The sequence below is a fragment of the Bradyrhizobium sp. 25ACV genome (genome assembly GCF_054863005.1).
In genome coordinates, this window is record NZ_JAVAYO010000003.1 from 508,753 (window position 1) to 535,726 (window position 26,974).

At 59.2% G+C, this 26,974-nt stretch carries 12 protein-coding genes and 3 pseudogenes; 4 read left to right on the plus strand and 11 right to left on the minus strand.

The features are described 5' to 3' along the window. Positions 1 to 382: 382 nt before the first annotated feature. The gene (locus RAD04_RS09555) at positions 383 to 625 is read right to left on the minus strand and encodes a hypothetical protein (RefSeq protein WP_461623557.1); all 243 of its coding nucleotides are present in this window, start codon (positions 623 to 625) and stop codon (positions 383 to 385) included. 249 nt (positions 626 to 874) lie between these two features. Continuing rightward, a pseudogene (locus tag RAD04_RS09560) lies at positions 875 to 1,198 on the minus strand (IS66 family transposase); the annotation flags it as partial. Positions 1,199 to 1,719: 521 nt separating this feature from the next. On the opposite strand from RAD04_RS09560, the gene RAD04_RS09565 reads away from it, so the two are divergent. After that, a complete protein-coding gene (locus RAD04_RS09565) occupies positions 1,720 to 1,905 on the plus strand; it encodes a hypothetical protein (RefSeq protein ID WP_461623558.1) in 186 nt (61 codons plus the stop codon). Positions 1,906 to 1,987: 82 nt separating this feature from the next. On the opposite strand, the gene RAD04_RS09570 is transcribed toward RAD04_RS09565, so the two are convergent. Next, on the minus strand, positions 1,988 to 2,215 hold the full coding sequence (locus tag RAD04_RS09570) for a hypothetical protein (RefSeq protein ID WP_461623559.1): 228 nt from the start codon (positions 2,213 to 2,215) through the stop codon (positions 1,988 to 1,990). A 772-nt stretch (positions 2,216 to 2,987) separates the two neighbouring features. Between RAD04_RS09570 and RAD04_RS09575 the strand changes: the two genes are divergently transcribed. Next, on the plus strand, positions 2,988 to 3,341 hold the full coding sequence (locus RAD04_RS09575) for a hypothetical protein (protein WP_461623560.1): 354 nt from the start codon (positions 2,988 to 2,990) through the stop codon (positions 3,339 to 3,341). Positions 3,342 to 3,441: 100 nt separating this feature from the next. Here the strand turns inward: RAD04_RS09575 and ybgC are convergent, their stop codons facing one another. The 3 genes and pseudogenes from ybgC to RAD04_RS09590 all read right to left on the minus strand — a co-directional run. Continuing rightward, complete coding sequence (gene ybgC, locus RAD04_RS09580) at positions 3,442 to 3,885, minus strand: tol-pal system-associated acyl-CoA thioesterase (protein WP_375861201.1); 444 nt, start codon at positions 3,883 to 3,885, stop codon at positions 3,442 to 3,444. Between the two features lie 155 nt (positions 3,886 to 4,040). Then, a pseudogene (locus RAD04_RS09585) lies at positions 4,041 to 4,182 on the minus strand (DUF7146 domain-containing protein); the annotation flags it as partial. A gap of 27 nt (positions 4,183 to 4,209) precedes the next feature. After that, positions 4,210 to 4,398, minus strand: a pseudogene (locus RAD04_RS09590) (transposase); the annotation flags it as partial. Between the two features lie 1,145 nt (positions 4,399 to 5,543). On the opposite strand from RAD04_RS09590, the gene RAD04_RS09595 reads away from it, so the two are divergent. Continuing rightward, positions 5,544 to 7,034, plus strand: coding sequence for a Fic family protein (locus RAD04_RS09595; RefSeq protein WP_461623561.1), 1,491 nt, complete (start codon positions 5,544 to 5,546; stop codon positions 7,032 to 7,034). A gap of 48 nt (positions 7,035 to 7,082) precedes the next feature. Further along, positions 7,083 to 9,416, plus strand: coding sequence for a hypothetical protein (locus tag RAD04_RS09600; RefSeq protein ID WP_461623562.1), 2,334 nt, complete (start codon positions 7,083 to 7,085; stop codon positions 9,414 to 9,416). A gap of 28 nt (positions 9,417 to 9,444) precedes the next feature. Here the strand turns inward: RAD04_RS09600 and RAD04_RS09605 are convergent, their stop codons facing one another. The 5 genes from RAD04_RS09605 to RAD04_RS09625 form a co-directional block, all read right to left on the minus strand. Next, positions 9,445 to 9,696, minus strand: coding sequence for a hypothetical protein (locus RAD04_RS09605; RefSeq protein WP_461623563.1), 252 nt, complete (start codon positions 9,694 to 9,696; stop codon positions 9,445 to 9,447). A gap of 144 nt (positions 9,697 to 9,840) precedes the next feature. Then, complete coding sequence (locus RAD04_RS09610; RefSeq protein ID WP_461623564.1) at positions 9,841 to 10,461, minus strand: matrixin family metalloprotease; 621 nt, start codon at positions 10,459 to 10,461, stop codon at positions 9,841 to 9,843. Positions 10,462 to 10,512: 51 nt separating this feature from the next. Next, a complete protein-coding gene (locus RAD04_RS09615) occupies positions 10,513 to 11,202 on the minus strand; it encodes a DUF3238 domain-containing protein (RefSeq protein WP_461623565.1) in 690 nt (229 codons plus the stop codon). A gap of 63 nt (positions 11,203 to 11,265) precedes the next feature. Continuing rightward, positions 11,266 to 17,268, minus strand: coding sequence for a hypothetical protein (locus RAD04_RS09620; protein ID WP_461623566.1), 6,003 nt, complete (start codon positions 17,266 to 17,268; stop codon positions 11,266 to 11,268). Continuing rightward, a complete protein-coding gene (locus tag RAD04_RS09625; RefSeq protein ID WP_461623567.1) occupies positions 17,265 to 26,519 on the minus strand; it encodes a hypothetical protein in 9,255 nt (3,084 codons plus the stop codon). Before RAD04_RS09625 ends, RAD04_RS09620 begins: the two co-directional genes overlap by 4 nt. Between the last annotated feature and the right edge of the window lie 455 nt (positions 26,520 to 26,974).

Consider the following 26,974-nt stretch of genomic DNA (forward strand, 5'->3'; position numbering starts at 1 on the left):
TAGGGCCAGCGCGAGAGGGATGTGGCGCAGCGCGGTTAAATCGAACAGCATAGAGTTTTCTCCCCGGTCCGGTCGCACCTTTCTGTCAGCGGCCGATTGCGACGGTTTAAGGTTGCGGGACAGCCTGGACTGTCGTGGTTCTGCCTTATGTTGCACTAGGCGTATCTGCCAAACGGCTCTCTTTGTTAGCTAAGAGTCGGGAACAACAAACCTACTAAGTCTAGTAGTCGCCTCTATTCCTGAGGGCACGGGCCGCCTGCGCGATGGCACAAAGCCTACGCGAAACAAAGACGACTTCGCGACTGCATCCAGCTTCGGCTCCACAATCCGCGAGCGCAATGAATTATGATCGTTAGCGTTACTTGGTTTGCTTAGTGACAGCTCACTTGGCTGCCGGCTTGCGCGAGGTGATCGCTTCGACCTTCTTCAGCGTCTCAAGAAACTGAGATCGTAGACGTTGTTCGTGCTCAGCATCGTTTGGCTCCGAGAGGAACGCAATCTTGACGAGGAAGTGGTTCAATAGCGACGCGATCCGAAGATCGTCCGAGTATTGAGAACGCAAGGTCGTGAGTTGCCGACGCATCTCAATGAGATCGACAGTTTCGCGGTCTGATTGGCTCTTCAAATTGAACTCGCGCGAGAAGCCTACAATTAAACGAAGCCGCCGCGTCGAATATGATGGCGCAGCGGCTTCGCCACTGGGGACCCGGACTAAGGGCAATGTCCGGTGGCGAGCAAGCTATCGCGCGCCGGTTCCGATGCAATCGAAGACGCTGGTTAAGCTTGATGTCTCCGCGAAAAGTTAAATGTGGAACAGGCGCGTTGCTCTAAATCGAGCCGACGCGAAGATCAGAGCCAAACACCTTTGGCATGGGTCGGCAGCGAAGACATGGCTCCGGATTGCGTCGACCAGCGGCATCAGGGTTGCCGCTGCTGCGCCCACCCAATCTGCGAGCGTCGACACATCGAGGTCGATGCCTTCGCGCTGATAGACGTCGCTCTGACGATTGAGCGGCAGGTGCAGGCCGTACTTGGCGAACAAGACATGGGCAAGGAGCCTGGGACCGGTACGTCCACGCGCGATCGGCTGCGAGTGGGCCGGCGGTTGGGTGATCGCTTCGCAGGCCCGGCAGACGAACTTCTCGCGCACGTGCTGGATTACCTTCCACTGGCGCGGAATGAGCTCCAGCATCTCGGTCGGATGTGGAGAACCGTCGGTTTAGATCGGTTTGTATTCGGCATCAGCTACCAACGCGGCAGTTCCGCGATGGCTTGACGAAGCTTGATCTCGATGCACCGAGCGCAAATCAATTCGCCATGACCGGACGGTGGCGCAAGAACGACTAGCACTCCTGGCGAAAACTCTTCTGCGCAGTGGTCGCAGCGGATGTGTTCGGACATGCGGCACTTTGCTCACGCGCGTGCGGCGGAATTCGGTAACCAACTCGCGCGCAAATAAGAGGCCCGGCGCTGGTTTTGTTGGAGACACCGGGCCCGGTCCGATCCGCCAGCGGAGGCCTTGCAAAAACGGCGTGCCCTATTTATTCGCCAGTCTACCGCATGTTCTGTTACTAGTGAACAAATCGCGCAGACGCCTGTTAGCTCAGTATTCCCCGGTACGGCCCCACCGCCTAAAGGGCAGTCCCGGTTCGCGTTCGGGCGCCCCTCAGTTGAATTGACGCTGTAGGTTTCCTAGTTGAAACTGCAGAGAGGGGTACGATGCAGGACATGTTGGCCCGGCTTGAAAAGTTGCGCACCGACGCAGCTGAGTGCGCCCTGATCCGCGATCTTGCAACTGATCCGGCTAAGCGCGCGCTATTCGACCGGCTCGCCAGCCACCTAACGAGTCTGGCCGATCAGGTTGAGATGGCCATCATGCAGGAGCGGAAGAACGGCACCAAGTAAGGCCGCGCTTGCGCGCTGAGCATGAAGGCGCAAAACGACTGGCGTTCCGGTCTGGTCGTTATCTAGGGCAGATCGATCCTAGCTAGTCCGCCAAGCTGTAAACGGATTGAAGCCTTTTCTCAATCGCCGCCAGCCGCCGCGCGCCATCCCCTTGCATGTAGTGCCTGCTTCTAGCCTCCACGACGACACGCCAGTCAGTTCTCTTGCGACCGGAAACGATCGCAATGCCAACTGGGCTCATGCCGTCCTGTCTCAACTCTTCAAGTATAATCCAGCTCAAATCAGTTTCGGAAATAGGCTTCCTGGCCATAGGTTCTCCTCAGACCCTGCCAGAGCCTACCCAGGCGCGCTCCCGGCGCAAGCCCCGGCCGTCAGCATGGGTCAACGAACGGTTGCGGGTCGAAAAAGCCCCAAGCCTGGCTCCTCCGTCCAAAGAGGGCCCCGGCCCCAACGGAGGGGATGAGGTCGGGACCAGTCATTCCCATCTTCCATAACTCGGGTGGGCACCCGAGCACCAAAATAAGAACCCATGCCAGCGAGAGTTCCGAAAAACAGCAATGCCTTAATGCTGACAGCGATGAACGAGACGCCGTTGCCGCAGTCGTGGCAGAAGATGAGTTCTGTCCGGACCATTTGAGGATTATCTATCGTACGTCTTCCCGCCGGTGCTAAACTCATAGAGCGTACTCGATTAGGGCAAGCGAGCGATTATAGGTGGCCTCTTTTCCCACCTGACCGAGCACAGCTACGCGGCATGGCCGGTTTACACCTCCCATTTTGCGAGCACAGATTGCGTCGGGTCTATCGATGAAATTTACGTTCGTAAGCCGAGTGGTGATAATTGTTCGGCCATCAGGTATTGCGCCAACAGGTTGAATGGCAAAAATCGTAAAGAATTGCGTTGCGAAGACTGCCGCAACTGACGCGCCGGCTACCAGCAACCAGCCTTTCATGATGAGCCTCCCCAGCCCATCGCCACCATAGGCCGAGGCTTCCGACCGCAGCAAGGTGCCCTTGATCGGTCCGACCGGTGGGTTCTGATGCGAAGCGCTGGGGGAGCGTTAAATGTCAATCATAATAGGATGGCTGATGCTATCGGCCGTTGTCTCGGTCGCGGCATCATCGCGCGGTCGAAACGGCGCTTGGTGGTTTGTAATCGCAGTCATTACGTCGCCGTTGATCGCGGTTCTTTTTGTATTCGCGCTGCCAAACCTGAGGCATTGAAGAATTACTATCCAAGCTGGCCAACCAAAACATCGGCGATCGTCCCTCTCGGCAAATCATTTGGACCTGTCAGTCCGCAGCGATTGATCAATGAGTTGTCGGACGCGTGTCGTCTAGTTCACATTGCTGTTGCGCGCGCTTGCTTAGATTTGGCGCCCATGCGGAACCTCATCATGCGCGTCATCATTGTTCTTGTCATCGCTGCGATGTAAACGGTCCATTCAACACTGGTTTGACCATGTCGCAACAGAATCCTAGTGAATTGCTTTCATTGAGTCGATGGACGATCAAGGCGTGAACGAGGAGCAGATTTTATCTATGCGCTTCCATAGCAAGCCGCAGCGTCTTGGGAATGCGCTGCGCTCTTCCGCCTGCGACAAACGCCACACGCACACGCGCCATAACTAGGAGATCGCTTCCGCGCCTGCACTCCTGTAGCAAGTCAATTGACGCGCCCCTCACCTCTTGTGGGAGCGTGACGACGTCAAGGACGTCGTCCAAGACCGCCGGCTTTAGAAAATCGATTGTCATCGAACGGACGACGAAGGCAAAGCCGGGCGCATCGTTCCGAGCTTCTTCGAGCAGCGCTTGCTGATTGGTTCCGAGCAGGCGCAAGTAATTCGTTCTGCCGCGCTCCATGAACCGCAAAAAATTTGCGTGATAAACAATCTGGCCGGAATCTGTATCTTCAAAATAGACCCGGACCTGCATGTGATGGCGTCCGCCGCGAATTTCGCCGTCAAGAGTGGCTGTCACGGTGCGGTTCCTCTCCTGCGCTTCCAGAACCATTGTCTTGCACAGAGGCGCTTTTCTGAGCAAGCGGCAAAAATCTCGAGCTTGGCTCCTGCAGTCGGAAGCTCAACGCCGCCACATGAATGCCGGCATGCACTGCGCGCGGTATCGATGGCGTCGCTAAGGTCTGCCGCGGCTATCATCGCCGGCCAAGTCTCGGTCGGCGAACGCTCGTCTGGGCGGCAGTAGCAGCGGGGGATGGAAGCGGAGATTTCCGGTTCCGTGTAAAACCGTAATGCAGCGTTCTCGCAGATACGTTTGGGCGGCATCCTTCGGCTCAGGCTGGAACGACCGTCGCCATCGCAGCAGTAATGAGCGCGAAATGCCATACCGCCGCGCTGTTGCCGCGACTTGGCGCGGCGCCTGTAAGCTCTCCAGGACGATCTTGAGCTTCTCGTCTTCGGACCAGCGCCGCCGCCGGCCCGTGTCCACCACCTCAAGCCGTCGCCTATCACTGTCCGTAAGGACAGTTCTCAACAACACGCCTCATTCAGCAAGGCGGCCTTCACCGGACTTCACCGTCTTTCAATTACCCACAATTTCTGCTCCGACCATGGCGCCCAGCGCGGTATCGGTGACCTGCTGCTGGTGTCGCTGATCTTGTGGCTGATGCGCGACCGCCCTGCCGACGTCGGTCTGGCGGCCTACGGGGAGACCGCGGATCCGGTCCAGCCGGCCACGACCATCCCCGACCGGTCCGGTCGCCACCGCGTTCGGCGCGCTGCGGATCGTCGCGCATCAGGTCGGCGCTGCCGTCGCCGCGTACGGCACCGGTCTCACGCGGACCGTCGAAGACACCTACGCGCCGACTTTCCTGACGTCCGGCATGCTGTGCTTCGTGGCTGGCCTCCTGAGCCTGTTCATCGGCTGCAGCGGGCTCTCCGGAGACCAGCCGACGGCCCTCCCGTTGGCGGCGAAGGCATGATGCCGGCTTGCCGCCAGCGGCTGGCACACCGCTCGCGCACTGGGGTTTCTCGTCGACGGCGGCCTGCCCATAGCCGGAGGTCTGATTGGACGCAGTGTCGAGCTCGAATGCCGCGTCCCACCCGGCATGGCGATGTGCTGCACGTCGAGATCGTCCCGTCGCGTGCCCATCCGGGCGGCGGCACGGTCGTCGCGTGCGGCGAGACCCGCAACCAGCGCAGGAGGTCGTCCAGATCACCACGGTCGGGCTGATCGTCGCGGCACCGAAGCGAGTGCCGGGCGCGCCCGGCTAGGATGCCGGTGGGTGCTGCGGGCCGAGCAGATGCGCTACAAGAGGGTCCAGATGTGGACTTTTGAACGTTTTCCCGCGGATAGCCCTTTTTTGAACGTTTCGCCGTACGGCTGAACGTTTTTCCGCGTTCGAGGGGATTTTTCGGCCGGCCAAGGCTTCGTTGAACGATTTTCCGCGGATGGCCACGTTTTTGAACGTTTCGCCGTGCAACTGAACGTTTTTCCGCGTCTGAAGGGTTTTTCGGCCGGCCAAGGCTTGGTTGAACGATTTTCCGCAGTTAGCCCTATTTTTGAACGATTTTCCGGGAACCTGAACGATCTACCTCGAACTTGCCGTATCCTGAACGTTTCGCCATCCTGCTGAACGATATTCCGGCTGAGCGTCGGTTTTGAACGAGGAGTTCCATTTGCAGAACCACAGCCTAGGCCAACTCCGCCTCCATGAGATGCTGGAGCTCGATGTACCGAAGCCGCACGTGCGCTCGACGGCCGTCCGCGGCAACCGTCGCACCATTGAGGGACAGGACGCACTGATCGAACAGTTTCCTCCCCGGTACGTCCCGCAAGACACCGCGATCGAACATCTCAAGTTCGCGCTACGTCACGAACCGCTGGACATGGGCGTCCTGGCAGCCGCCTTCAAGGCGATGCCGAAGCAGGACATCGAGACCTGGATCAAATCCGAGCCGACCGGCGCCGTCTCTCGGCGGGCATGGTTTCTCTATGAAACGCTGACCGGCGACACGCTCGACATCGAAGACGCCGGCGCGGTGACGTACGTCGACGCACTGGATCCCGAACGGCACATCGTCGCGAACGGCGTGCGGTCCCGCAGGCACAAGGTGGCGGACAATCTCCTCGGAGTACCTGGCTTCTACCTCACCGTCCGGCGGACGGCGCAGATCCAGCAGCACATAGCGGAGAAGCTCGACGAAGTCGCGAAGGCGTACACGGAGAAGGTGCCCGCCGAGACGCTGATGCGGGCCGTGCAGTACCTGTATACGAAGGAAACGAAATCTTCCTTTGAGATCGAACACGAACGGCCGACGCCGGAGAAGGCACTGCGCTTCATCGCCGCCCTCGAACAGGGCGAGAAGTTCGACCCGACGGACGAGAAGGGTCTCATCGCGCTCCAGAACGAGATCGTCGACCCGAGATATGCCGCCTCGGACGTCCGCGACTTCCAGAACTTCGTGGGCGAAACTCTCGGCTCGCACCGGGAGAAGGTGCATTTCGTCTGCCCAAAACCGGAGGACGTGAAGCCTCTGATGTCGGACTGGATGAAGATGACCGCGCGCCTCAAGCAGGACGCCGAGCCCGTCACCGCAGCGGCGCTGATCGCCTTCACGTTCGTCTTCATCCATCCGTTCGAGGACGGAAACGGCCGCATCCACCGTTTCCTCATCCATCACGTGCTGTCGTCCCAGCACTACACGCCCCAAGGCATCATCTTTCCGGTCTCGGCGGCGATCCTGCGCAACATCAAGGAGTACGATACGGCTCTCGAAAGCTACTCGAACCCGCTTCTCGCGCACGTCAAATACAAGATGACGCCGAAGAACGAAGTCGAGGTCCTGAACGAAACCGCGCACCTCTACCGGTACTTCGACGCGACCCGTTTCGTCGAATACCTCTACGACAAGCTTGCGGAGACCATCGCCACGGACCTCAAGGAGGAAGTCGAGTTCGTCAAGAAGTTCGACCGGGCGTACACCGCGGTGACGAACCAGATCGACATGCCGAACAGACGCGCGTCGTTGTTTGTCCGCCTATGCATGCAGAACGCCGGAAAGCTTTCGAAGAAGAAACGCGAGCAGTTTCCCGAATTGACCGACGACGAGATCACAATGCTCGAGGAAGCCATCCAGGAAGCGCTGGCGGAATTCGACGAGGCTTAGACCCCCTATGGACCGGTACCGCACGGCCCCGTCCGGACGGCGTATCGAATGATCCTCGGCGGGGCCCTTACCTCTACATCGGCGTCATACCCTGTACCGGCCCGGCGCCTTCATCCGGCGCGCATACGCGGACGCAGCGTCGAGCCTGGACGCGACCGCCGCCCCGCCGCCGCCGTCGCGAGCGAACGATTCGCGGCGCGGACTGCCTACTCAGCGGGCGACGGGTTCTCGCTCGCCGACATATCCGCGCACATCATCGAGGTTTTCCTGAGCGACCGGATCGACTGGAGCGCGCATCCGCACCTCAAGCGGGGTTCGACCTGGTCGGAACCGATCGATACCGACACTATGAAGATCTATCGCGCCAAGGCTGAATTTTGCGCCGGGACGAAGGGAGAGTACGGCGACTTTCAAAGCAAACCCGCCGCCAGGCAACCAGGCGATCCTGTGGATCCTATGAAACCCACCGGTCCTAAGATTCAAGATCTGCAGAATTACAAACTCGATCATGACTATCTCTGCAATGACGGCGATCAAACGAGCTATATCGGACTGCTTTGCGCAAGCGGCGAGGCCCACGCGTGCGACAACATTGCCGCCGCTCACGACGGAGAAGGCCGCTTCTATCGATCACCGCATCGCAAGTGGGAATGGCAAACGCGGTGTTGGGACAAGAAGAACCCACTGCATGACGATGCGATATTCCCACACGTATTCATCGATCATTGCGCGAACGGATTCTCGCCTGACATGAATTTGGGGGTGCTTCTCTACACTCTCAAGACGAGGGACATTACGCGGTACGAGAATTGGCTCCGCTGGATCGACCGCAATGGCGCCACGACCCAGCTCTGCAAACTCGATGCACAGCAACAGATCATACCCGACACATGCGAAAGCCAATACTGGCCGCGGCTCTGCCCGACTGATTTTGGGTATACGTTCCCACCCAAATCTCCCGGCGTAGCGATCAACGGAAAATACGGTGGCGTTTGCGCGCTACGGCCGACTGATATTTTTGACTTTGCCGCGGTCAATAAAGCGCTCGGTGTCGCTCTTCCAAAGCGCTTCAGCGACTGGGAGACCGGAAATCGCGCAGGCTTGCTAGCGAGCAAGGAGTTTGCCAAGGCGCTTGTTCGTCCCATCCCCGGTCCGGGTCAGGTCTTTCCGATTGTCAGCGACGCCCCTCCCCTGCTCTTGCTGTCGCAAGTCGACAGCGCAGATTGGCATCTTCACCTCGATGCCGTGCGCGTTCTCATTCGCATGCTGATCCGCAATCCGTCGCTGAAGACCAGCGATATCAAACCCCTCCCGAGCGGAGCCGATCTCATCGGAATTCTACAGAATGCATCTTCGGACGGATCGGATCCCCTCACCATCGCGGCAGTTGCAGCAACTATCTATTCCAAGGCGACATGGAATCCCTTCTACAAGCTTCTTGCGGAAGGGCCGACGCCGGCTGTGCGGACGGGTATCTTGGAACGTTGTCCTGCGTCGGACAAAGATGTCATCGACAAGAACAAAGCAAACTGGCTATGGGAACTTGATTCCACGATTGAAGGCGGCGTTGCGAACAATGACAAGAGCCACAGCATGGGTTGGGACTGTGTCTTCGTCGTGAATCTTTACAACACGATGCGCGTGAGGAAGCCGATCTTTGATCAATTGATTGCGCTGTTCGGACAATATGCTGATACGGTCGGTCCCGCCCTCAATCTGGCATCGCAGGGGTTTCAACAGCAGCAAGCCGCACTCGACGCCGCGCAAAAGGCCCTAACAGATGCTCAGAATGCGTTAGATTCGGCGCAGGACTTCATTGCTAAGGCCTATGAGCAACAAAAGCAGGCGCTGGAAGCGCGTCTCAATGCGCTGAACCAGCAGCGCGCAAGTCTGCTCGAACAGGAAGCTGGACTTGAAACGAAGGTCACCGACTTGGCTACTCAAATAAGTGGTTTGGCCGATACGGTCCTCGAGGACAACATCTCTCAAACCTGCGACCGGCTAAGCCCCATCAAGATCCTCTGTCAGCCCGTGAAAACGACGATCCGAGTCGCAAACCGGGCAAAGCAGGATTTGCTCCGCCGGCAAGCGGATTTCCAGAACCAAATCACTTCCTACAAGACGCAGATCGCAGGTACGCAGCAAGGCCTTCAGCAGATCCAGCGCGGCTTGTCCGACCTCGACAAGAAGATGCAGGACGAACGCAACAAGCTGCAGAAGAAGATGTTACAGACGGCAGTCGATGTCGCGAAAGCCGACTTGGCTCTGCATAGCCATCTTGTCGATGAATTGCGTAAACGCGTAGCGGACCTGCAACGGACCAACAATCGCATCAAAGAGTATGCATGCATCTGGGAAAAAGGCTCGAAGTGCTCTTCCTAGCGCCTAGTGCAGGCAGCGACCGACGTGATCATTTTGTGAGCAAAACGCCCGGAGGCGCTGCCGAGACGAAGATCCCGTCTGTTGGGCCCAGGGCGGAGCTCCGTTCAATGTCCGAGGCAAGCATGAAGAATTCGACCCCGACAGCTTCGGGCTGTTGCACGCGATGTTGGACGTTCTTGTTGGACGAATTGCTGATGAACCGCTCCAGGAATTCGAGACAGGCGCCCGCTCGTCGGCCGATAGAATTGAGGTAGATTTCGGTGGCCGAGCCGTAGGCCATAAACTACGCTGGCACTTGGGGTCGCCATCGTTGGCAACACTCTCTGGATCACTTGCGGCGTCGACAACGCGCTCAAGGCACGGATCCCCTCTACCGCGTCCCCGCACCGCGTGTACCGTTCCCGTTCAACTCCTAACGGCAGGCTCATTTATACAGCGAATCCCTCCCGTCCTTGTCATCCTTTGCGAGAGTTCGCTTTTTCTTTCCCTCGGTGACGCCATTCATCACTGAATCGGACGTCGACAGGTCCTTCAAACCGATACAATGTCCGAACTCGTGGATCATCGCGCTCAGCAAGTCGAATGTATCGTCGGCAATCGTTACGTCCAGACCAGTACTAAACTTTACCTTGTCGGAAAGGCGGATATCGCAGTTGCGCAACTGCTTCAGGTTCTCGGGAATTGGACAAGGTGAAGTTGCCGCCGCCGCCCGGAAGAACGGATCCTTGGATGTTATGGGGCCTTTATCTATGACGTTAATCTTCTGACACTTGTTGAAATTCTCATTGGTCTCGCATTCCTTGCTCTCGTCGATACTGAATTTGATCTTGTCACCGTTGCTCCAAACAGCAGCAGCCTCGCGAATCCGCTTCCGCGCCTCTGCATCGATGCCCTTGTTACATACGAAGAATTTGACCTCTCGGGGCTTTGCGAGATACGCCCAACTGGAACCAGTCAGTTCAAACGCATGTGACGGGCAGGCCATAGTCACGCATGCGAGCACCAGGGTCGAAATCATCCTGACCTGATTCTGATTCCCGTTCATGTCGCGCTCCTCTGAATTGTTTACGTTTCGCCTGTGCCGTTGCGCAACCAATCAGTAGCTGCCCGTCAGCTCCGTATCTGGAACACGGTCAAGGTAGATCGCTGAGCCCAGATTGAATTCGAGAGCAGTTAACTGAAACAGCGTTTTCACCGGACCTCCATCGACTTGCATATAGGCCTCAAAGGACGGGAACTGACCTGTCATTGCCGTAACTCCCCAAGTCTTGTTGATCGCATTGAACGACAGAAGCAACTTGTAGTGAATATTGGGCGCCGGATTCGCTAGTCCCCACTGGAAGCAAGGGTTTGACGCCGCCCCCTCAAGCGTCATTGACGCAATCTTCTGTGCTGCGTCGAACTGAATGTTCTTGAACTGCATTCCGAGATTTTGTGCTTGCCCGCGGCAGAGGCCTCCGGTGTTGCCCGATGCACAGTCGACTTTCTGCGTCACCCCCGTAGCATGGGATTGGGTCACCGCACTGATGCCGCTCCCCGTGAGCGTAAAGTTGATGCTCGAGGTCATGCGTGCCGATGCCGCCTGACTGCTCGAGAAACCGCGGCCATCGGTGTGAAAGCACCCTACACCGAGCCCGTTGAGCATCGTTTGCCCCGAATGGCCCGGCACATTCACGATCGCGGACGGGCCACTACTGGGTATGAAGGCCTTGACCCAGAGCGAGATGGTCGCTGCATTTGCCGCAGACGGAAAAAAACACAGCGCCGCCAATATCCATGCCTTCATCGTTGCTCCCTTCCCATTGCAGTTGTCCGTAGCAAGAAGACCAGTGCCATCAGGCCAATCGATTCAGATGCCGTCTCCCTTCGGAGCGGCGCGGCGGCCGGCCCACACCGGTGGCCTATACTTGGCCTTCCTGGGCGGCCGTTTTGACGTCTCCGGAGAGGACGACTCTTTGGACCGCGTCTTGGACGTCTCCGGTTGAGGGGAGACGCCTATTCGATCGACGGTAAGGTCGACTCGGGCAAGAAACCTCGGGCCGCTCCGCGAAATTCCTTCCGGGGGCTCGTCCTGCGGAATGCGGCGAACGTCGACAGGCTCCAGCACAATCGTGTTCTCTGCATATGCGGGAGCTTCTCCCGGCTGCGTTACCTGTGGTTTCGCAGCTTCCAAGACTTGCGGCGCGGCAATCTCATCGGCCGTAGACAGGAAGTCTTCGACCTCCTCAACGAGGACCGAGTGATATTGCTGCTCGATATCGTTCGGCCGCTTCTCAATGGCAGGAACCACAAATCTGGCAAACCATACGCGAGGACCGTGCTCCATCCCGCTCGCAGGTGGAGGTGCGCGATGCTCGGCCCACACTACGGCCGGAGCGGGGTTGTCGTCTTCCGTCCGGGTGACCGCGAGCCGCTCGTTGCGCAAGGCCGCCGCCGTTGGGCTGGTCGTGACGACGCTGATGCGCATGCGCGGAAACACCGTCTCCGCCTTTCCATCCGCACCGCGTTCATTCAGGCGACCGCTGGCGGGACCGCTGACATAGACCCTGATAACAAGGTCGCGATCCTGCTTGAAGCAGTGTACGTCGACTCTCCGGAACGGAAGGACCTGCCCCCAGGACACGACTGGCGCCGAAGCCTGCAGGCCGGGCAGTGCGTTCGCCTGATATCGGACGAGCCCAAATCGAACAAAGGGTTCATAAACACGGTCCGCATTGAGCGCGACGTCGATGTACCACTTCTCGCTCTCCACATCGAAGCGCGGCTCATAGGTAATCAGGGAAGCTGTCAGTGTATCGTGGATATTTTGCTGCTCTGCGGTCGCGTCATTTGCCTTTTGATCATCCTCGGCCCGAAGGTCGACCAGGGGGATGGCAACTTTAGGCTCATAGCCGACGTCGCCGAGATCGTTTTCCGGACGCAAGTCGACGAAGGCTTCCCGGGGAACGAACGGGCCGAGTTCGCCGGTGTTGCTCCTGATGGGATCCGCGCCCCAGCGCGTCGTGAACTTTCCGCCGGGCCCGAGATCTTCGTCGAGGAAATCCGCAAGTTTCATCGCGCCGTCCGATGGCAAAGTTCCATCGTGCAGGACGGAGCGCGGAACGTTGCCCTTCGTCAGTTCGGCGATGCCTTCCTTTACCGACGCGATCTCGCGCAGTTGCGGCGGCCACACGACCAGACCAAGCCGCTCGCCCTCGCCGGACGAAAACCACGGACGGTCCAACAAGATGCGCATGCGGGGCGAGCGGCAGTAGAACCAGCTTCGTGCCATCGGCTCGAAATCACCACCTTCCAGAGGCGCCCGTCGGGTGATGGCGTAAGACGGCAATACCGCGTGGACCTGCGGCTTTGCCGGCGCCACCGTGGCAGGAATCCAGAGCGTTTTCACCTTGCCTTCGATATCCAGCTTCTGACGCTCGAACTGACCCAAGATCTTGTCGGCCGCGTCATCGTAACTCATCCTGGTGATCAGTCCGGCGTCGTCCGGCTGAGGCGGGAACATTGTCTCGGGCAAATCGTCTTTCGGCTGCAAGTGAAGGAAATGAGCGTCAAACCTGCTGGTCGCCCTGAGCGCAACGATGATCTGGCGCGCCAGGCGATCCGAGTAGCGATCCAGCGGAGCCGCGCGGATGGGGGTTTCCTTCCTCTGCGTTTTGGTATCCGACGATTTTCCGGTACGTCGCTCCAGGGTTATTTTCTGCTGTTCGACGAGATTGATCGATTCCAATGCCGCAAACGATTCGATGCCTGGCTCTTCCACGATGTCATCCATCTGGAGCAACGTGATCCATTGCTTGGGAAGATACACCCTGCCTTGGCGATCGACATCGAAGCCAAAAAGATGCTTGGCGCTTTGCGACAGGAAAAATTCTTCCGACGGATTATCACCTGCTTTCGACTGTTCGCCGTCTTTTGGCACAACACGGCCAGGCCATTCACCGAGGAGGCGCTGCAACTCCGTGCGCCCGCGGCCGGCATCGTCGAAAAGCTTGCGCGCCGGCGAAACGCAATGCGCTCGGATTTCCAGTTGCCGGCATGTATCGCGGTCCATGCCGGCAGTACCGACGAACGAAATTCCATCATCTCCGCGATTCCCCTTCGGAATCGGATCGCCCTTCTCCACCGCGTCCGACACAGCCTTCAAAGCTGTCAAACGCCCGGGATCGTCGCTCGGCGTACGCACCACCTCAAGTGCGCCGAGTTGCGGCGCACGCGGCGGCTGCGCAATGGCATGGACGGCATCGATGGTGCGGATCGCCGAAATTTCCGGTATCGGAAACTGCATCATGTGATCGTGGAGAAGCTCGGCAGCAACGGCGATCGCCGCCGGATCGGCAAGCATGTTAGCGAAACCTGCCCACGGCGACTTGTCGTCGTAACGCGCTAAACTCTTCTTCAGACCGGCAATGGCTTTCTGCTTTTTCTCTGCGGTCTCGTCCTTTGCTTTCTGTTTCGCCTTATCGTCCAGTTTGCTCTCGTCGGCCAGAGACGGGGTCAGCATATCGTAGAGCTTCTCGATCAAGGCGTTTCGGTAATCGGCCAATTTCCCTGTCGGTATCTTGCCATCTACGGAGGCCTTGACCGCAAGGGTCTCCGGCCAGTCGAAGTAGCTGCGCAATTGCTCCACCGATGGGACGAACCAGCAATCGAGATCGACCGCCTCGCCCGCATGGAGGACCAGTGTGGGCACATGCGCCATCAACTTCGCTCCGCCCCCGTCACCTTTCCAGGCATTGCCGTCGATGGCACGCTTGTCCCTCGCGTTTTCCCAAAAATCCTTCTGTGCGAGATTCTTGCCTCCAACCACGGCGCGCAGCTTCCATTCAGCCCTGATCCGGATCGCGACCGGCATGACGCCAGAGGTCACGTCAAACTGCGCACGTGCTCCCTCGAAATATCCGGTTCCCGGTCGGTTGGTGTCGGGACGAACGGCAATCACCAGCTTGGTGGCCATCGGGTCGACATAGTATTGCTCTGCAACGTGGGCGCGATCAGAGGCATTCTTGGGCTTGCCGTGCACACGAAAGATATTTTCCTTCACGGGGTCATCGTCGTCCGTCCCGCCTGCCGCCGGCTTCGGGAGGCTCGTCGGAAAGCCGCTTTTCTTCTGGGCGAGATCGGTCTGGGGAGCCGTCGTCGAACTCAGCGCGGTGTCATAGTCGATTGCGAGCAGCCCGCCAGGCGGGACTTTCCCGATTTGATCGTCCTGGTCGAACATTCCATGCCGCGTCGCTTCATCGAGCGATATCTGAGGCGGCAGGATCACGCGCCAGGTCTCGACGGTCTGACGATCCTTGTATTTTGTCAGCAGTGCGTTGTCCGCCGGCAGGTCGATTGCGAGTGTTCGCAGGATCGCCCGGATGCCGGATTGCGGCGGCAGTTCCGATTTGCCGTCGCTGACGGCTACACCTTCCGGAAGCAACAGGACGGGTGAGAGGATTGGCTCGTGCCGCAGGAAGCGGCGCCAGCTGTCGGCCTGGATGTCGCCCACCTTGAGCGCGCTCGGCAAGGTCACACCGCGAAGGTCGACGATCTCCTTGTCGTAGCGTAACGTCGCCTCGCCAAGAGACAACGATGCGCCACCAAGCCAAACCGGCCGGATGCCGAACCGGTACGCCCAGCCGTAACGCAACGGCCAAGCCTTGCGGTCGTCTTCGTCGGCCTCGCTCGGCAACGAATAGCTGCGGGAAATGCCGATGTCGCTGCCCGGTCGCACAGTGATTTCGTCACTGTGGCAATTCAGTCCTAGCGGATCACCCGTCCAGGTCGCGAGCCGTTCCTCGGCATGAATCATTTCGCCGGTCGTTTCGTCTTCCTTTTTGAAGAGACGACGGCGTGACGTCGGCATCATCGTGCCGGCGTCATAGTCACGGCGTCTTGGCGATTCGAACGACAACCCGAGCTTATCGAACCATTCGCGAAACTCGTCCTTGTTCTTGTCATGCTCGTGACCGGCGCGTCGGTAGTCGATCTCCCGTTCCATCAGGCTGCGCCATTCGGCCTGCTTCTCCCCGATCCTGATCGCCACGTCGATTCGATAACCGATGGTCAGATCGTCCGCGTCGAGCACGCGGAGCTTAAAACCAGGATCGCGGTCCGCCGACATGACTTCCCTGGCGACACTTTCGGCGCGTCGCCGATCCACGATTGCCATGCCCTGCGTTACGAGTCCCGGCTCGATCTCTTGGTAAGCACTTCGTGGGCTACCCTTGGCAAGTTCCAGCAAGGGTTCGGAAACCGACAGAGCCCCATGCCTGCGAGCATTCCGAACCGAAGCCTCCATGGCCGACACCGGATCAATCGTCACGATGTCGAAGCGGGGGCTCCGCTTCGCTTCATCAGTCTCGTCGATCCCCTGGCCGAGGTCGACGACACCATCGATCTGGCTCACGGCACCCGTCTTGCGAATGTGCGTGATTGACTTCTTATTGCAGCGCAGATCAACTTCTTCCCGTGTCGCTGGCCAGAAGCCGGTAATGCTGCCCGACTTGATCGCTGGATGAAATTGCGTCGCGAGCACATCCTGCTGGGCAAATGTGGCCTTGGCGATGCTGAAGAGCAGGTTGTCAACCGGGATAGGCTCGCCTGCACCTTCCGGCTTCTGGGCAGCAAAGCCGATAGCCAGAAACGCAAAGGCGACGCTGTCGTGGTCGGCTCCGTCCCGATTGGTCGTCTTCCTGAATGCATCGGGAAGTTCGACATCGACATCGATCACGAAGCGGAAAAGCCGCGCCAACATCGGCGAACTGCGAATCGCAGCGACAAACGTTCGGGCGACAAAGTCGGTGCTTTCGCCGACCGGCGCCGCAGGCCTGCCGCGTTCCAGGCTCGATACTTTGTCGGCCTTTTGCGCCCCCTTCGGACGATAATTGTCCGTCCCTGGATCATCAGGCAACAGCGATGCGAGATGCAGATTTTGAACCCTGCCGAGCAGTAACGCGTCATTGTCCTCCAGCAGCTTCTTGAGGGGCTGGCCGGACAACGTAACCGGCACGTCGCCGCGCGTGTAATCTAGGATCGCCTCGTCCGTTCCCTTATTTGCCTGCTCGATCGCGGTCTTAGCTCTAACAAGGTAGTCCTTACTTTCGCTCAGGAAGCCCGCTGCAGCAGTCAGGATTTTGTTGCGTTCGTGGTCCTGCGCAACTTTCAGCGCCTTATCGAGGGCCGCCCTTGCCTCCGGAGTGTCCTTTTTCCAATCGTCCTTGAGGTCTGCCGGCTGATCCTGTCCCGTTATTGTGCCGTCAAGATCGGCCTTGAACGCGTCAGTCCCCCTCGACTGGATGCGGTTGAAGAGCTGCTTGGCCCTCGCCATCAGGTGCAAGACGGCGGCGTCGGCACGACCGGTGCCAAGCACGTTCGGAATTGTCTTGCCGTTCGAATTGCTGGTATATCGCCGCGCCTGCTCGACGTTGAAGACGGCGGCAACTCCGTCCCAAAATCTCGGCAACAGCGCATCCCTCTTCTGTTCGCTAAGTTCGAACCCCTTCATGTCCTCGTGCCCACGAAGGGCATGAATGGCGACCTCCTCCCACAATTCCTGAATCTTTCCGAGATCGATTTCCGACGCGTAACTGAGGGCAACGGACTTCGCCGGGGCTGTCGGAGGTTGCTTCCGTTTCCCATCCTCGAGGGCAATCTCCGCCACCACTAGCCTCAGCCACTTGGTCTTGAACGCCGCATCCGCAATTGCCTCTTCTATCTTCCTGGTCCATTGCGGCCAGGTTTCCACATCGACATCGACGATGCCTTGCCCGGCCGGCCCCGGCATGAACGAGATCGTCAGGCGAACCTTGTCGTTCCCGACCGGTCCGGCTGCGATCACACGGCCGCTGATGGAAACCTTTGCATTCATTTCATCACCCAGGCATTGACTTTCGCTGACGCTCTAGCTGCGGCTGCGCCGCCGCTCTTCTTGCCCTTGCCCTTCGACTGAACGGGCGCAGCCAGTTTGGCCGGCTTGGCCCGTTCCGGCGGCTTTCGGACCGTGCCGGGATGGCTGAAGTAACTGCGATAGACGTCGTAATCCTCAGCCTTGCAGAACGTCGCGTTGACGAGCCGAGCACACTTCAGCGATCTACCGGGAAGCGGCGCGGCCGGTGTGCCTGCCTGCGCATACACTTCGCGGAATTCGTCGGCTGCGAGATCGATCGTCTTGCGGTCGTCCAGCGAGCCCTCGCTCTTGCTGGAACTGCCGGACTCGCGTTTGAAGACCGTCACCGAGTACTCGATGTCCTTGATGCCGATCGAGAAGCTGAATGTGAAAATCGCCTCTCCAGCCATGTCGCCATTCTGGTGACTGAGTCGGACATACAACTCCGCGCCGACCGCGAAGCAGGCAATTCGCGCCGAACCGCCGACATAGAACGTGCCGTAAAGCTCCGTCAGCCCCTCGATCTTGCGGACGAAAACCCCGACCGAAATCCGTCCCTTGCCCGTCAACGGTCCGAACGAGAATCCACCACCGCCGCCGAACTGGAACGAGGCCTCAAATCCGACGATGCCCTTCGGATTTGCGATCAACCCAAAGTGCCCGGCACCGGCATATGGCGCCACAGCGATGACAAAGGGCGCCTCAGGTCTACTCACGCTCATGATGAAGCGCGCATCGCCTTTGTCGAACGGCAGTTCGGCGGCAATGTTCAGCGACAACTGGTCGATGAACATGTTGCCGATCGTGATCGGCGAAATCGGCAGCGCGTAGCCGGCGACGATGCCGAGGCTGCCGCGGCCCTTCAGCATCCGGATAAAAAAGCCCTTCCCGCTCTTCGGCGCGGGAAGAATCGACTGAATGTCCTGCAGAAACTTGACCTTATCGCCAAGTTTCACGTCCTCGACCTTGAGCGAGACATGGAACGGCTTGCCAAGCCCGGCCGTGAACGTCGTGGGCGGGAAAGAGAACGTCACAACGTCGAACGACGGCAGCAACTGCAATGCAAACCCGGGCAGATAGCCTTCCGCATCGAAGGTTGAATTCTTCGGCTCCAGCAGATCGACAATGCCAGTGGCACGGAGCACCAACGTGAGAGGAATTCCCTTCGGGTGCTGCTTGGGTAGTCCCAGTTTCCTGGCGTTTTCTTCCTTACCTTCGAACAACACCAGCTTCCCGAGATCCTTCACCTTGATCTTGAGATCGAAGCTGCGACTGACCCGTGCAGGGACCATGGTGCGGATGGCTTGGTCGACCTGCTGACGGATCAGATTTAAGTCGACGAACTGCGCCAGGTCACCCTTCAAGACCGCCGCAAGCACCGCGCGAAGATTGTTCAACAGAACGAGCGGCGCTGCCGTGCCCTTGGTCCAATCGTCAGCAAGCGCCGCCAGGTCGGCAACATAGGAGTCGATAGCGGCATCTGTCACATCGGTACCGGCACCGAAGTCGGCCAAGCTCGCGACACGCTTGATGTCCGATTCGAGCTTGTCTTTGCCGTCGGCGCCTGGCACAGCGAAAAGATCCTGCAGCGGCTGGCCGTTCGGCGCTTTGAGGACCTTAAGGAGCTTGGCCACGATCTGCCGCAGCGTCGACTTGCTCGGGTCCTGACCCGGCGTGAGTGCCTCTATCCCGTCCCTGCGCAGGGTCGCGACATTCTTGTAGACCGTATCGTTCAGGGCAACGAAGATGGGGGCTGCGGCACGACCAATCGTTTCGATCATGGCCCTTCGCGTGCCGTCAACGGTGGTGAGCGCCTTACCGAGCAGAGATCGCAGCTGGCGGTCTACACCGTCGACAATCCTGACAACGCCGCGCGCCCGCTCGTTCGGGTCGAAGATGAACGCATAGAGCTCTTGTTCGCCTTCCTTTTTCTCGAGTTCCTTCGTCAGGCTCGACGAAATGCGCTTGTACAGTTCGTCGCTGGTTCTATCCTTGACGCCGTCAAGGACCACGATAGCGACGCGCATGGCGTCCAATGGGTCTTTGTCTTCCGCAAGTTTGATCGCAGCCTGGATTTTTTCAAGAACAGCGGGGAACGGTGCTATCTCCTTCTCGATGGTGGCGAGAGTATCCTTGGCGGCCGCGTTCGCGGCAGACATCTCCCGCACGATATTGACGACGTTTGTCCACGTTGTCCGAACCACATCGGTCGCACCAACAAAGCCAACCAGTTGCCTGATAAGATCATTCACCTCCTTCTTCGGATCGGAAGAGTTAAGCGCGGTCTTGAAGAGTTCCCAAAGGCCTTGACTGTTGAGTTCTGTCCGCTTGACCTTGTCGGTCAGGTTTTGCTCACAAAGTCTGAGCGCAGCCACCACCCATTGGCCGACGACTTGCTTCAAGGCCATCAGCTCGTTCAGTTCGCCAGCCAGTTGTACGGCGATTGCTGATTTTCCGGGAGCCACGCTACAGACATCTCGAAGACCAGCCTCCGTCAGCCGACCTCGGATCTCCTTGTAACGCTTGATGGCGTTCGCTGCGCGTTTATCGATAGCCTCGAACTGATCCTTGAGCTTGGTCGCTTCCGATGTTAAGTTGTTGTCGAGCGGGAACACGCTGACGAATTTTTTAACCGCATCCGCCAGCTTGGTGATATCGGTTCGGTCGGCGGTAGCCTTGGCCGGTATCAATACCTGATCGGCAAGCTTCGCTATGTCACTGACGAGATTGTTGCAGAGTTCGCTGGCTTTGCTCTGGATGAGCTCCGTCAGCATCGCCTTCATTGCCGCGCCGATATGATCGGCCGCAATTTCGAGGAGATCCTTGCCGTTTGCGGCCTTGATCTTCCCCACGAGACTTTCGAACTGCCTCTTGAGTTCGGGTATCAGGCCAATGGTCTCGAACAGTCCGGGATAGAGCGCGCCCTTCACACGCCGAAGAACTTGCTGCTGTGCCTCACCGGCGGCGCTGTTCGCCTCGGCGATGAAGTCCTCCGCCTGTTTTTTGTAGGCGGCAATAGCGCCCTTCAAGGCTTGACTGTTCGTCTCAAGATCGTTCTTTGCAGCTTCGATAGCCGCGACAAGCGCCGCGTCGAGCGTGTTTTTGGCAAGCGTCTCCGGCTTCATGACCGTGACGGCTAGCTTGATAACACCCACTGCGATGGCGTGATCCAGCGTTTCGGCCAGCTCTTGCTTGGCCGTATCGGAAAGACCCGAATCGACGCCTTCGGGAACCGGCAGTGACAGCACAAGCCGCGTGAAAGGCTTAATTTTCGCAATGCGCTCCTTGAGCTTGACCGCAATAGTCTCTTCGAATTTATCGACCTGGGCTGTGACGATGTCCTTCAGTGCGCCCTCGATCAGTGCCGGCAAACCGGCACCGAACTTGTTGATCTCGATGCTGATCTTGCGGAACTGACCGCGCAGATCCTCACGAAGCGGCGTGATTGGATCGGCCAGGGTCCGGCTGACTGCTGTCACGAACTTCCGGCCGCTGGTTTGCACCTCCGACATGGCGCCGACCAGGTCCAGACCAGATACTGTTTCGGCTTGCTTGACCTTGCCGATGAGGTTCTTCAGAGCCGGCGCGATATCGGGATAGATTTCGTTGATGTCGAGCCGGACGACGTCGCCGGCGGCAGCGGCCTGGCTGGACAGCTTACGCTGCGCAGTCTCCCACATCTGCTCCAACGACTTCAGGGAGCGCTCGACCTCGGGCAGCACGGTTTGCTTGAGAAATCCCGCCGTCTGTTCGGTTGCAGCATCGACCTGTTCCTTCAGCTCAGGCATCGCGCTGCCTGTGATCGTTTCGAGCAATTCACTGAAGGTCAGCAGCCCAAGCAGCTTCGCGTCGCCGCTGAAGAACGAATTCAGGTCGAACTTGGGTGGCGGCGGCGGTGGTGGAGGCTCTCCCGGCGCCGTTTCTTGTCCGCCCACGCCTGTTGCTGTTGCGGATTGCGGAGCATCAACGGTTTTCGGAACCAGCTCATCTCCCCCCGGCAACAAACCGAAGCGACGGGAGAGAAATTTGACATCCATCGCCGGGCGACCGATGCCACCGGATCGATCACCCGCCTCCCCCATGTCAAGCGGAAGGACGATTTTGACTTCGTCTTCGGGTTTCGGCGTGTCGACTTCGTCAACTATCTCCAGATAGCGCTCGGTGCCCGTGAAGCCTGCCTTGCGATAGCCCTCGTAGAATCGTACCCATTGAGGATCAAGCGGACGCCCGACGAAGCGCTCGGCCTGGCCGATCCGGATTCGGGCCCGATGGATATAGGGATAGAATGGCGGCTGGTCGCTGCCCTGCAGCAGCGGGTCGGATGCAAAATAGGCGTTTGGCCTCTTGTCCGTGTCGTTGCCGGCTCGTCCTTCGCCGCGGATCTCCCAGCTGAACGTCTCGAAGTGGCATTCACCGTCCTTGTTTTCGTCGGCGTAGCGGCGGCTGGCGCCACCCATCCGGACTGTGCGAAGCGCCAGATTGTCCCGGCCGCCCGGATTCTTTCCGATTATACCGTTGTAGTAAGCGGTGAGCGCCGCCATGGTATCCTGGTTGTTCGCCGCGCGATTGTCGACGAAGATCATCGGCATCCGCAGCGGCGTGGCGTCGTTCTCGACCCTAAATTCGAAATTGAAATTGCCCGCCTCGGACGGACGAAGCCGCGGCCAGAAGCACAGGCCGGGAAGGAAATCCGCCAGTTCCCTCGATGAGTTGTCCCTGGTGAAATCGATCGTGCCGTTGGGACGGACACGGAAGCCGAGCTTCCCGACGCCCGGGACGGCCTTGTCCGACGCCGCAATCATGTCCGCCGAGTCGAGAATGTCCGGATCGACGATATCGGGCGTTTCAAGCGTGAGCATTGTCAGTTCGTTGACCGGAAAACGATATCCCTTGTCGGCCTCGCCGACCGCGGGATATTCCTTTGTCTTCTTGCCGATCCGAATGAACTTGCGTTGGACGAGAAAGGCCGTCACCGGCCCATCACCTGCACGCATGAAGAGGCGCTCGGTCAGTTTGACCAGCGTCGCGCGCACGCCGAGCGGAAACAGGAATCCCTTGTAGACGACCTCGACCTCGATATCGCGGCCGAGCACCGTGATCTGACGCCACCGCTCGATCGTGAAGGCATCGAAGATGTTCTTCTCTTTGTCCTTCTCTTTCCCTTTGAGCAACCGAATGGCCGAGGCGGGTGGGATGAAAGTCGTATCGTGCCGCAACGAGCCGCCCAACGCGGTCAGCCGCAATTCGGTGACATTGAGCGACGACGGATTGTAGATTCCGCTGAGGTCGTCCGTCCTGCCGCCGCCAAGGGGATACTGCTTCAGCCTGTCGAGCTTGTAGGACTTGGGCGGCTCGAACTGGCTGGCGTCGATCAGATTGTTGAGTTCATTGCGCCGGCCCATCACCGGCAGCCCGTAAACCGAGCTCAGCGCAACGATTTCGTGCCGGTCATAGGCGTCGAGCGCGGTGCGGAACGGGGTTGCGCCCTCTGCTCCTTTTGCAGGCACTTCCCACGGCGCGTATGGCCCGCGCACGGGAGACGGCCCGCCATCGAGCGCGCCGGGAAGAAAATCGTCTGACCAGATCGCACGCACGACTGGTTTGGCTGCCCCGACCTGAAGGTTCGCCGTCCACAGCTCCGAGAGCTGCTCGTCGCGATCCGGCTTCGGATCGGTGTCGCGCACGACACCGGGTTCGACCACGCGGCGCGTTCGAAAGCGTCCGAACTGATCAGGCGACAACACGAGCCGGAAGGGCAGTTCAATGGCCGTCTCGTCCTGGGTCGGCGGCTGCAGGCTCGCCAGGATGTCCCGCAAGCGCCCGTCGATCGAGCGTCCGGGCTGAACGCCCTGATGCAGCAGAATTCTCTGGGGATCTAGGTCCAGCGCGCGCATGCTGGCATGCGGAACGCGACCACCGGGCTGGAGTTCGAGCGTCTCGGCGCGCCGCGCGACCGCGAGATCGAAACGTCCCCAATTGGTCAGGCCCTCGAAGGAGAAGTGGATCGAGCGAAGCTGCTCTTGGTCTTCGCCTAGGCTGCTGCGCTTGTCCCTGTCCGGGTCGTCAAAGCTGCCTCCGGCTGCATCGAAGCGGAAAACCAGACGCGATGGCCCCGACAGCCTCGCCGGTGTTATCGGCTTGAATCGCTCCTTCTCGCCGAAGGCCTCTTCCTCGTAGCTACGAACAACACTGCGGACGAATTTCGAGATCGCGTCACGATTGTCCTTCTTGGCTTTCCACGTTTTCCGGATCTCCTCGCGTCCGGAATATTGGGCCGTAAGGTCAGTTGGCCGGGGCACGTCCGTTGTTTCAGCATACATCCTGGAAACCAGGACGAAATCATTACTCCGCTTCGCTTTCTCTTTGATAATCCGGTCAGTGCGATCCGCCGGCAAGCCTTTCTTCGGATCATCCTTGCTATCCGCGACGGACAAGCGCGCTTCAATATCGTTTTCGACATCGGCTGAAAGTTCGACATCTGGAAGCCGCGCCAGCAATTCTTGAAATTTCGATTCAGCTTTCTCATCTTCGTTGCCGGGACGCGCGACGTCCGGATTCGCGGCGCGATAAGCGCGCCAGACCTGCAACAGGACCTTGCGAACATCCGGATCGATCGCGTCCGCGGAAGGACCGAGATAATACTGGCGCTGGTCGGGCGGCAGCGCGGCCCAGGTGTTCCAAAGCTTTTCGAAGTCCGCGGGCTTCAGGCCAAGCTTGCTCTGCCAATCGACTTTGTCGCCGCCGCCCTTGGTCAGAGCAACGATCTCCTCCAGGCCACGCATGGCGGCCTTCTCTTCTTCCGTCGGGGCCGGTGTTGTTGCAGCCGTTCCGTCTGGCTGCTGTCCGGTCGCTTTGGTGCGCTCGCCAACAAAAACGCCTTCGCGTTTGACGTCCTTGCCACTGCCGGGAAGCGCCTTCCTCCAATCCGCCAGACCCTCCTTGAAGTCCTGATCATCGCGAAGATGGCCGAGCACATCCGGCAGGGTCACGCCATCGTTGACCTGGCGGAAATAGGCCATTTCGGCCACATGCTGCGGCGGAAAGTTCACGATTAGCAGGGAGCGATCGTCGAACTTCCGCGCTCCGTCGACGGATTTCGCGGTCTGGCCGGTGCCACCGCCGCTGAGTTCCGCATTCGTAACAATGCGGCCACCACCCAGACCCAGTTCCAGCGCCATGCGCGCAAACTGGAATGTCAGCGCGAGATTGTCGGAGTCCCTCCTGGCGCGCAGCCGGGCGCCATCGAGCGCGATCACGACCGGGGCCGGTCGCTCACCCTTTGGCTCGGTATTCTTCGGCTCTTTCCCGGCTCCTTTTTCTTTGCCGGTTTCCTTCTCGTTCTTTGTTCCCCTTGGCTCTTCGCGCGCCTCCATCTTCGCAAGCGTGCTCAGATCCTGAAGTGGACGCGGTAACTCGCATAGCGTCACAACCCCACGCGCGCTTGGCCAGGCTCGCCGCAAGCTGAAATCCGCTGTCTTTGGATCTTCGGGCAGGTCGATGCGAAATGCGATTTCGCTGCCATCGAAATCGAGCCGGCTCCACACGGCGGATTCGCGCTTGCTCCAGCTGACCGGCGGCTTGTCCGTCTTGGGCCGAGGCACAGCGTCGGGAAGCACGACGCAGATTTGCCGAAGCAGCGCCCTGGCGTCAAAAAAGAAGATGTCGCCACCGCGCGCGCGCAGTTGAAACTGCGTCAGACCCTTTTCCGGGCGATCCGCGAAGCTGGAAGGCTGGTCGAGCTCTTGTCCGAATGCAGATTTTGGCTTGTCGGTATTGCCCGACTTTTCCGCCGGTGCGGCGGCAGGCGGCGCGGCGCCCGCGGTCTCGGTAGGCTGTTTCTGACCGGCCGCTTTCGATCCCGATCCGGGTTTGTCGCCGAAATTGTTCGACGCATCTTTCTGTTTCGGCAGGGGATCGCCTTCGACGATGAACGTCCCGTAGACGGTATCGACGGCGAAGGCCTTCTCGCGAAGCCGCCCACTGAGCGTTTCTTCGATCGCCTCGCCGGGGACATCGCCCGGCCCGGTAAGAGCCTTCGGAGCTACTCCGATGTCCTGGCGCATCAGCAACGCATCGGCCAGATGAAACACCGCCGGAGGTGGCTTGGGCTTGCCCGGTTCGAGCGGGCCAAGGATCGTGACTTTCAGCGGCACACGGAGCGCCGCGACGGTCGCACGTGCATCCCCGCCCCATTGCCGCAACGTCAGCTTGGTCGGCGGCGCATCGTGGGTGATGGCAATGACAGGCTTCTTGCGCACCGCATCCGTGTCGGCGATAAAATATTTCTCCGGCACCGGACGAAGGACCGTCTTGTCGCCGTCAGGCTCCAGCTTCACCCCCGCAGGGGGAACCGGCGGGAATCGCCAAGCCAGTTCGTTGGCCTCACCGAGCCATGCGTTCGCCTGATAAGTCTTGTTGACCTTTAGCTTCGCGAACTCCTGGGTCTCCTGAATGCGGGACCCGTCGCCCTTGTCGCCGCGCGTCTGCCTGATCAACAGCTTGTTGACCGAGACAGTGCCCTTGATCGCCCACATGCTGCTGTCCGGACGAGGCGCGAGCGAAAAGCGCAGTTGCGCTTCGCTCCACGGAGAGAGCGATCCGCGCGCCGGCGCAAGGGATGAGAGCTTCAACCCGAGTATCGCGCCCTTGCCTTTGACCTCGAGCCGTTCGCCGAACAGGTCCCACCGGAACCGTTCCGCCTGGTCAAGATCAAGCTCGAACTGAAGCTCGGCCTTACCTTGGGCGAATTCCGTGAGCTTGACGGGCTCCTTGCTGGTCGCCTGCCTTTTGCTCTTTCGAGAAAAGCTCCCGGATACCATCCACTTGTCGTTGAAAACGGCGAACGAGAGCTCCAGGCGATAGACGCCGCGATCGCGCGAGAAACGCACGTCGTCGAATGCAAACTTGTCGAGCTTGTCGAGCGCCATATTGGCGCCGGCGAAGCCTTGCGGCCGCGCCTTGGCCGCCATGTTCCTCGCGTAGAAGGCGATCGCAACGGCGTCCGGGCCCTGACCGAAATCGATCGCAACGCCAATTTCGTCGTGCTTCTCCGGATTTCTTACGAGACGAATATCAGGCGCGATTGCGCTATCGGCGGCGCCAGCGGGCTTGGTCGCCAATAGGGCGCCGGCCGCCAAGCCAACAACGACTTCCCGCCTATCCAGCGAGAATGGGGTTTCAGCCTCCGGATTGTCGAACGACGCCCCCGCGTCATCACGCCCCCTGTCGTCCATCGGGTAGTAGCGCCTTTCTGCGTTCCCACAAGAGCCCGCGCAACGATTGAAAAAAATTCCTCGAATACAGCTAACACAGCGTCCCGCTGCTCCTCCCCCAAGGGTCGAAAAGCGGAAAACTACAATGGCCCCTGAGCGGTTCGAACAGGCTCAAGCGCCGTTTCGGTCGGTGATGCTACGGGCGTGCAGCTTGGCGAGTTCAGAAACTACCGCTGCCGCGAACGGATTCAAAAATTCATCCTGTTGAGCTGCCTCCACAAAACATCGACAGAAAAGAAAATGCATTAAACGATCTAGTTCCGTCAGGATTGCATAAGCAACGAAGTGGAGCAGAAGACAATTTATCGCGAGCGTAATCTTTTCCACAACTTTTGGATGATTTGCCACTCCACAACTTTTGGATGATTCAGCGCGCTAAAGGAAGGGCGTCGTCGGCCGAGCTATCGCGAATATGA

Bases quoted from the DNA above. Each gene is read 5' to 3' on its own strand.
- RAD04_RS09565 (WP_461623558.1), top strand. From the start codon at position 1,720: ATGCAGGACATGTTGGCCCGGCTTGAAAAGTTGCGCACCGACGCAGCT.
- RAD04_RS09570 (WP_461623559.1), bottom strand. From the start codon at position 2,215: ATGGCCAGGAAGCCTATTTCCGAAACTGATTTGAGCTGGATTATACTT.
- RAD04_RS09575 (WP_461623560.1), top strand. From the start codon at position 2,988: ATGGCTGATGCTATCGGCCGTTGTCTCGGTCGCGGCATCATCGCGCGG.
- RAD04_RS09600 (WP_461623562.1), top strand. From the start codon at position 7,083: ATGATCCTCGGCGGGGCCCTTACCTCTACATCGGCGTCATACCCTGTA.
- RAD04_RS09605 (WP_461623563.1), bottom strand. From the start codon at position 9,696: ATGGCCTACGGCTCGGCCACCGAAATCTACCTCAATTCTATCGGCCGA.
- RAD04_RS09610 (WP_461623564.1), bottom strand. From the start codon at position 10,461: ATGAACGGGAATCAGAATCAGGTCAGGATGATTTCGACCCTGGTGCTC.
- RAD04_RS09615 (WP_461623565.1), bottom strand. From the start codon at position 11,202: ATGAAGGCATGGATATTGGCGGCGCTGTGTTTTTTTCCGTCTGCGGCA.
- RAD04_RS09620 (WP_461623566.1), bottom strand. From the start codon at position 17,268: ATGAATGCAAAGGTTTCCATCAGCGGCCGTGTGATCGCAGCCGGACCG.
- RAD04_RS09625 (WP_461623567.1), bottom strand. From the start codon at position 26,519: ATGGACGACAGGGGGCGTGATGACGCGGGGGCGTCGTTCGACAATCCG.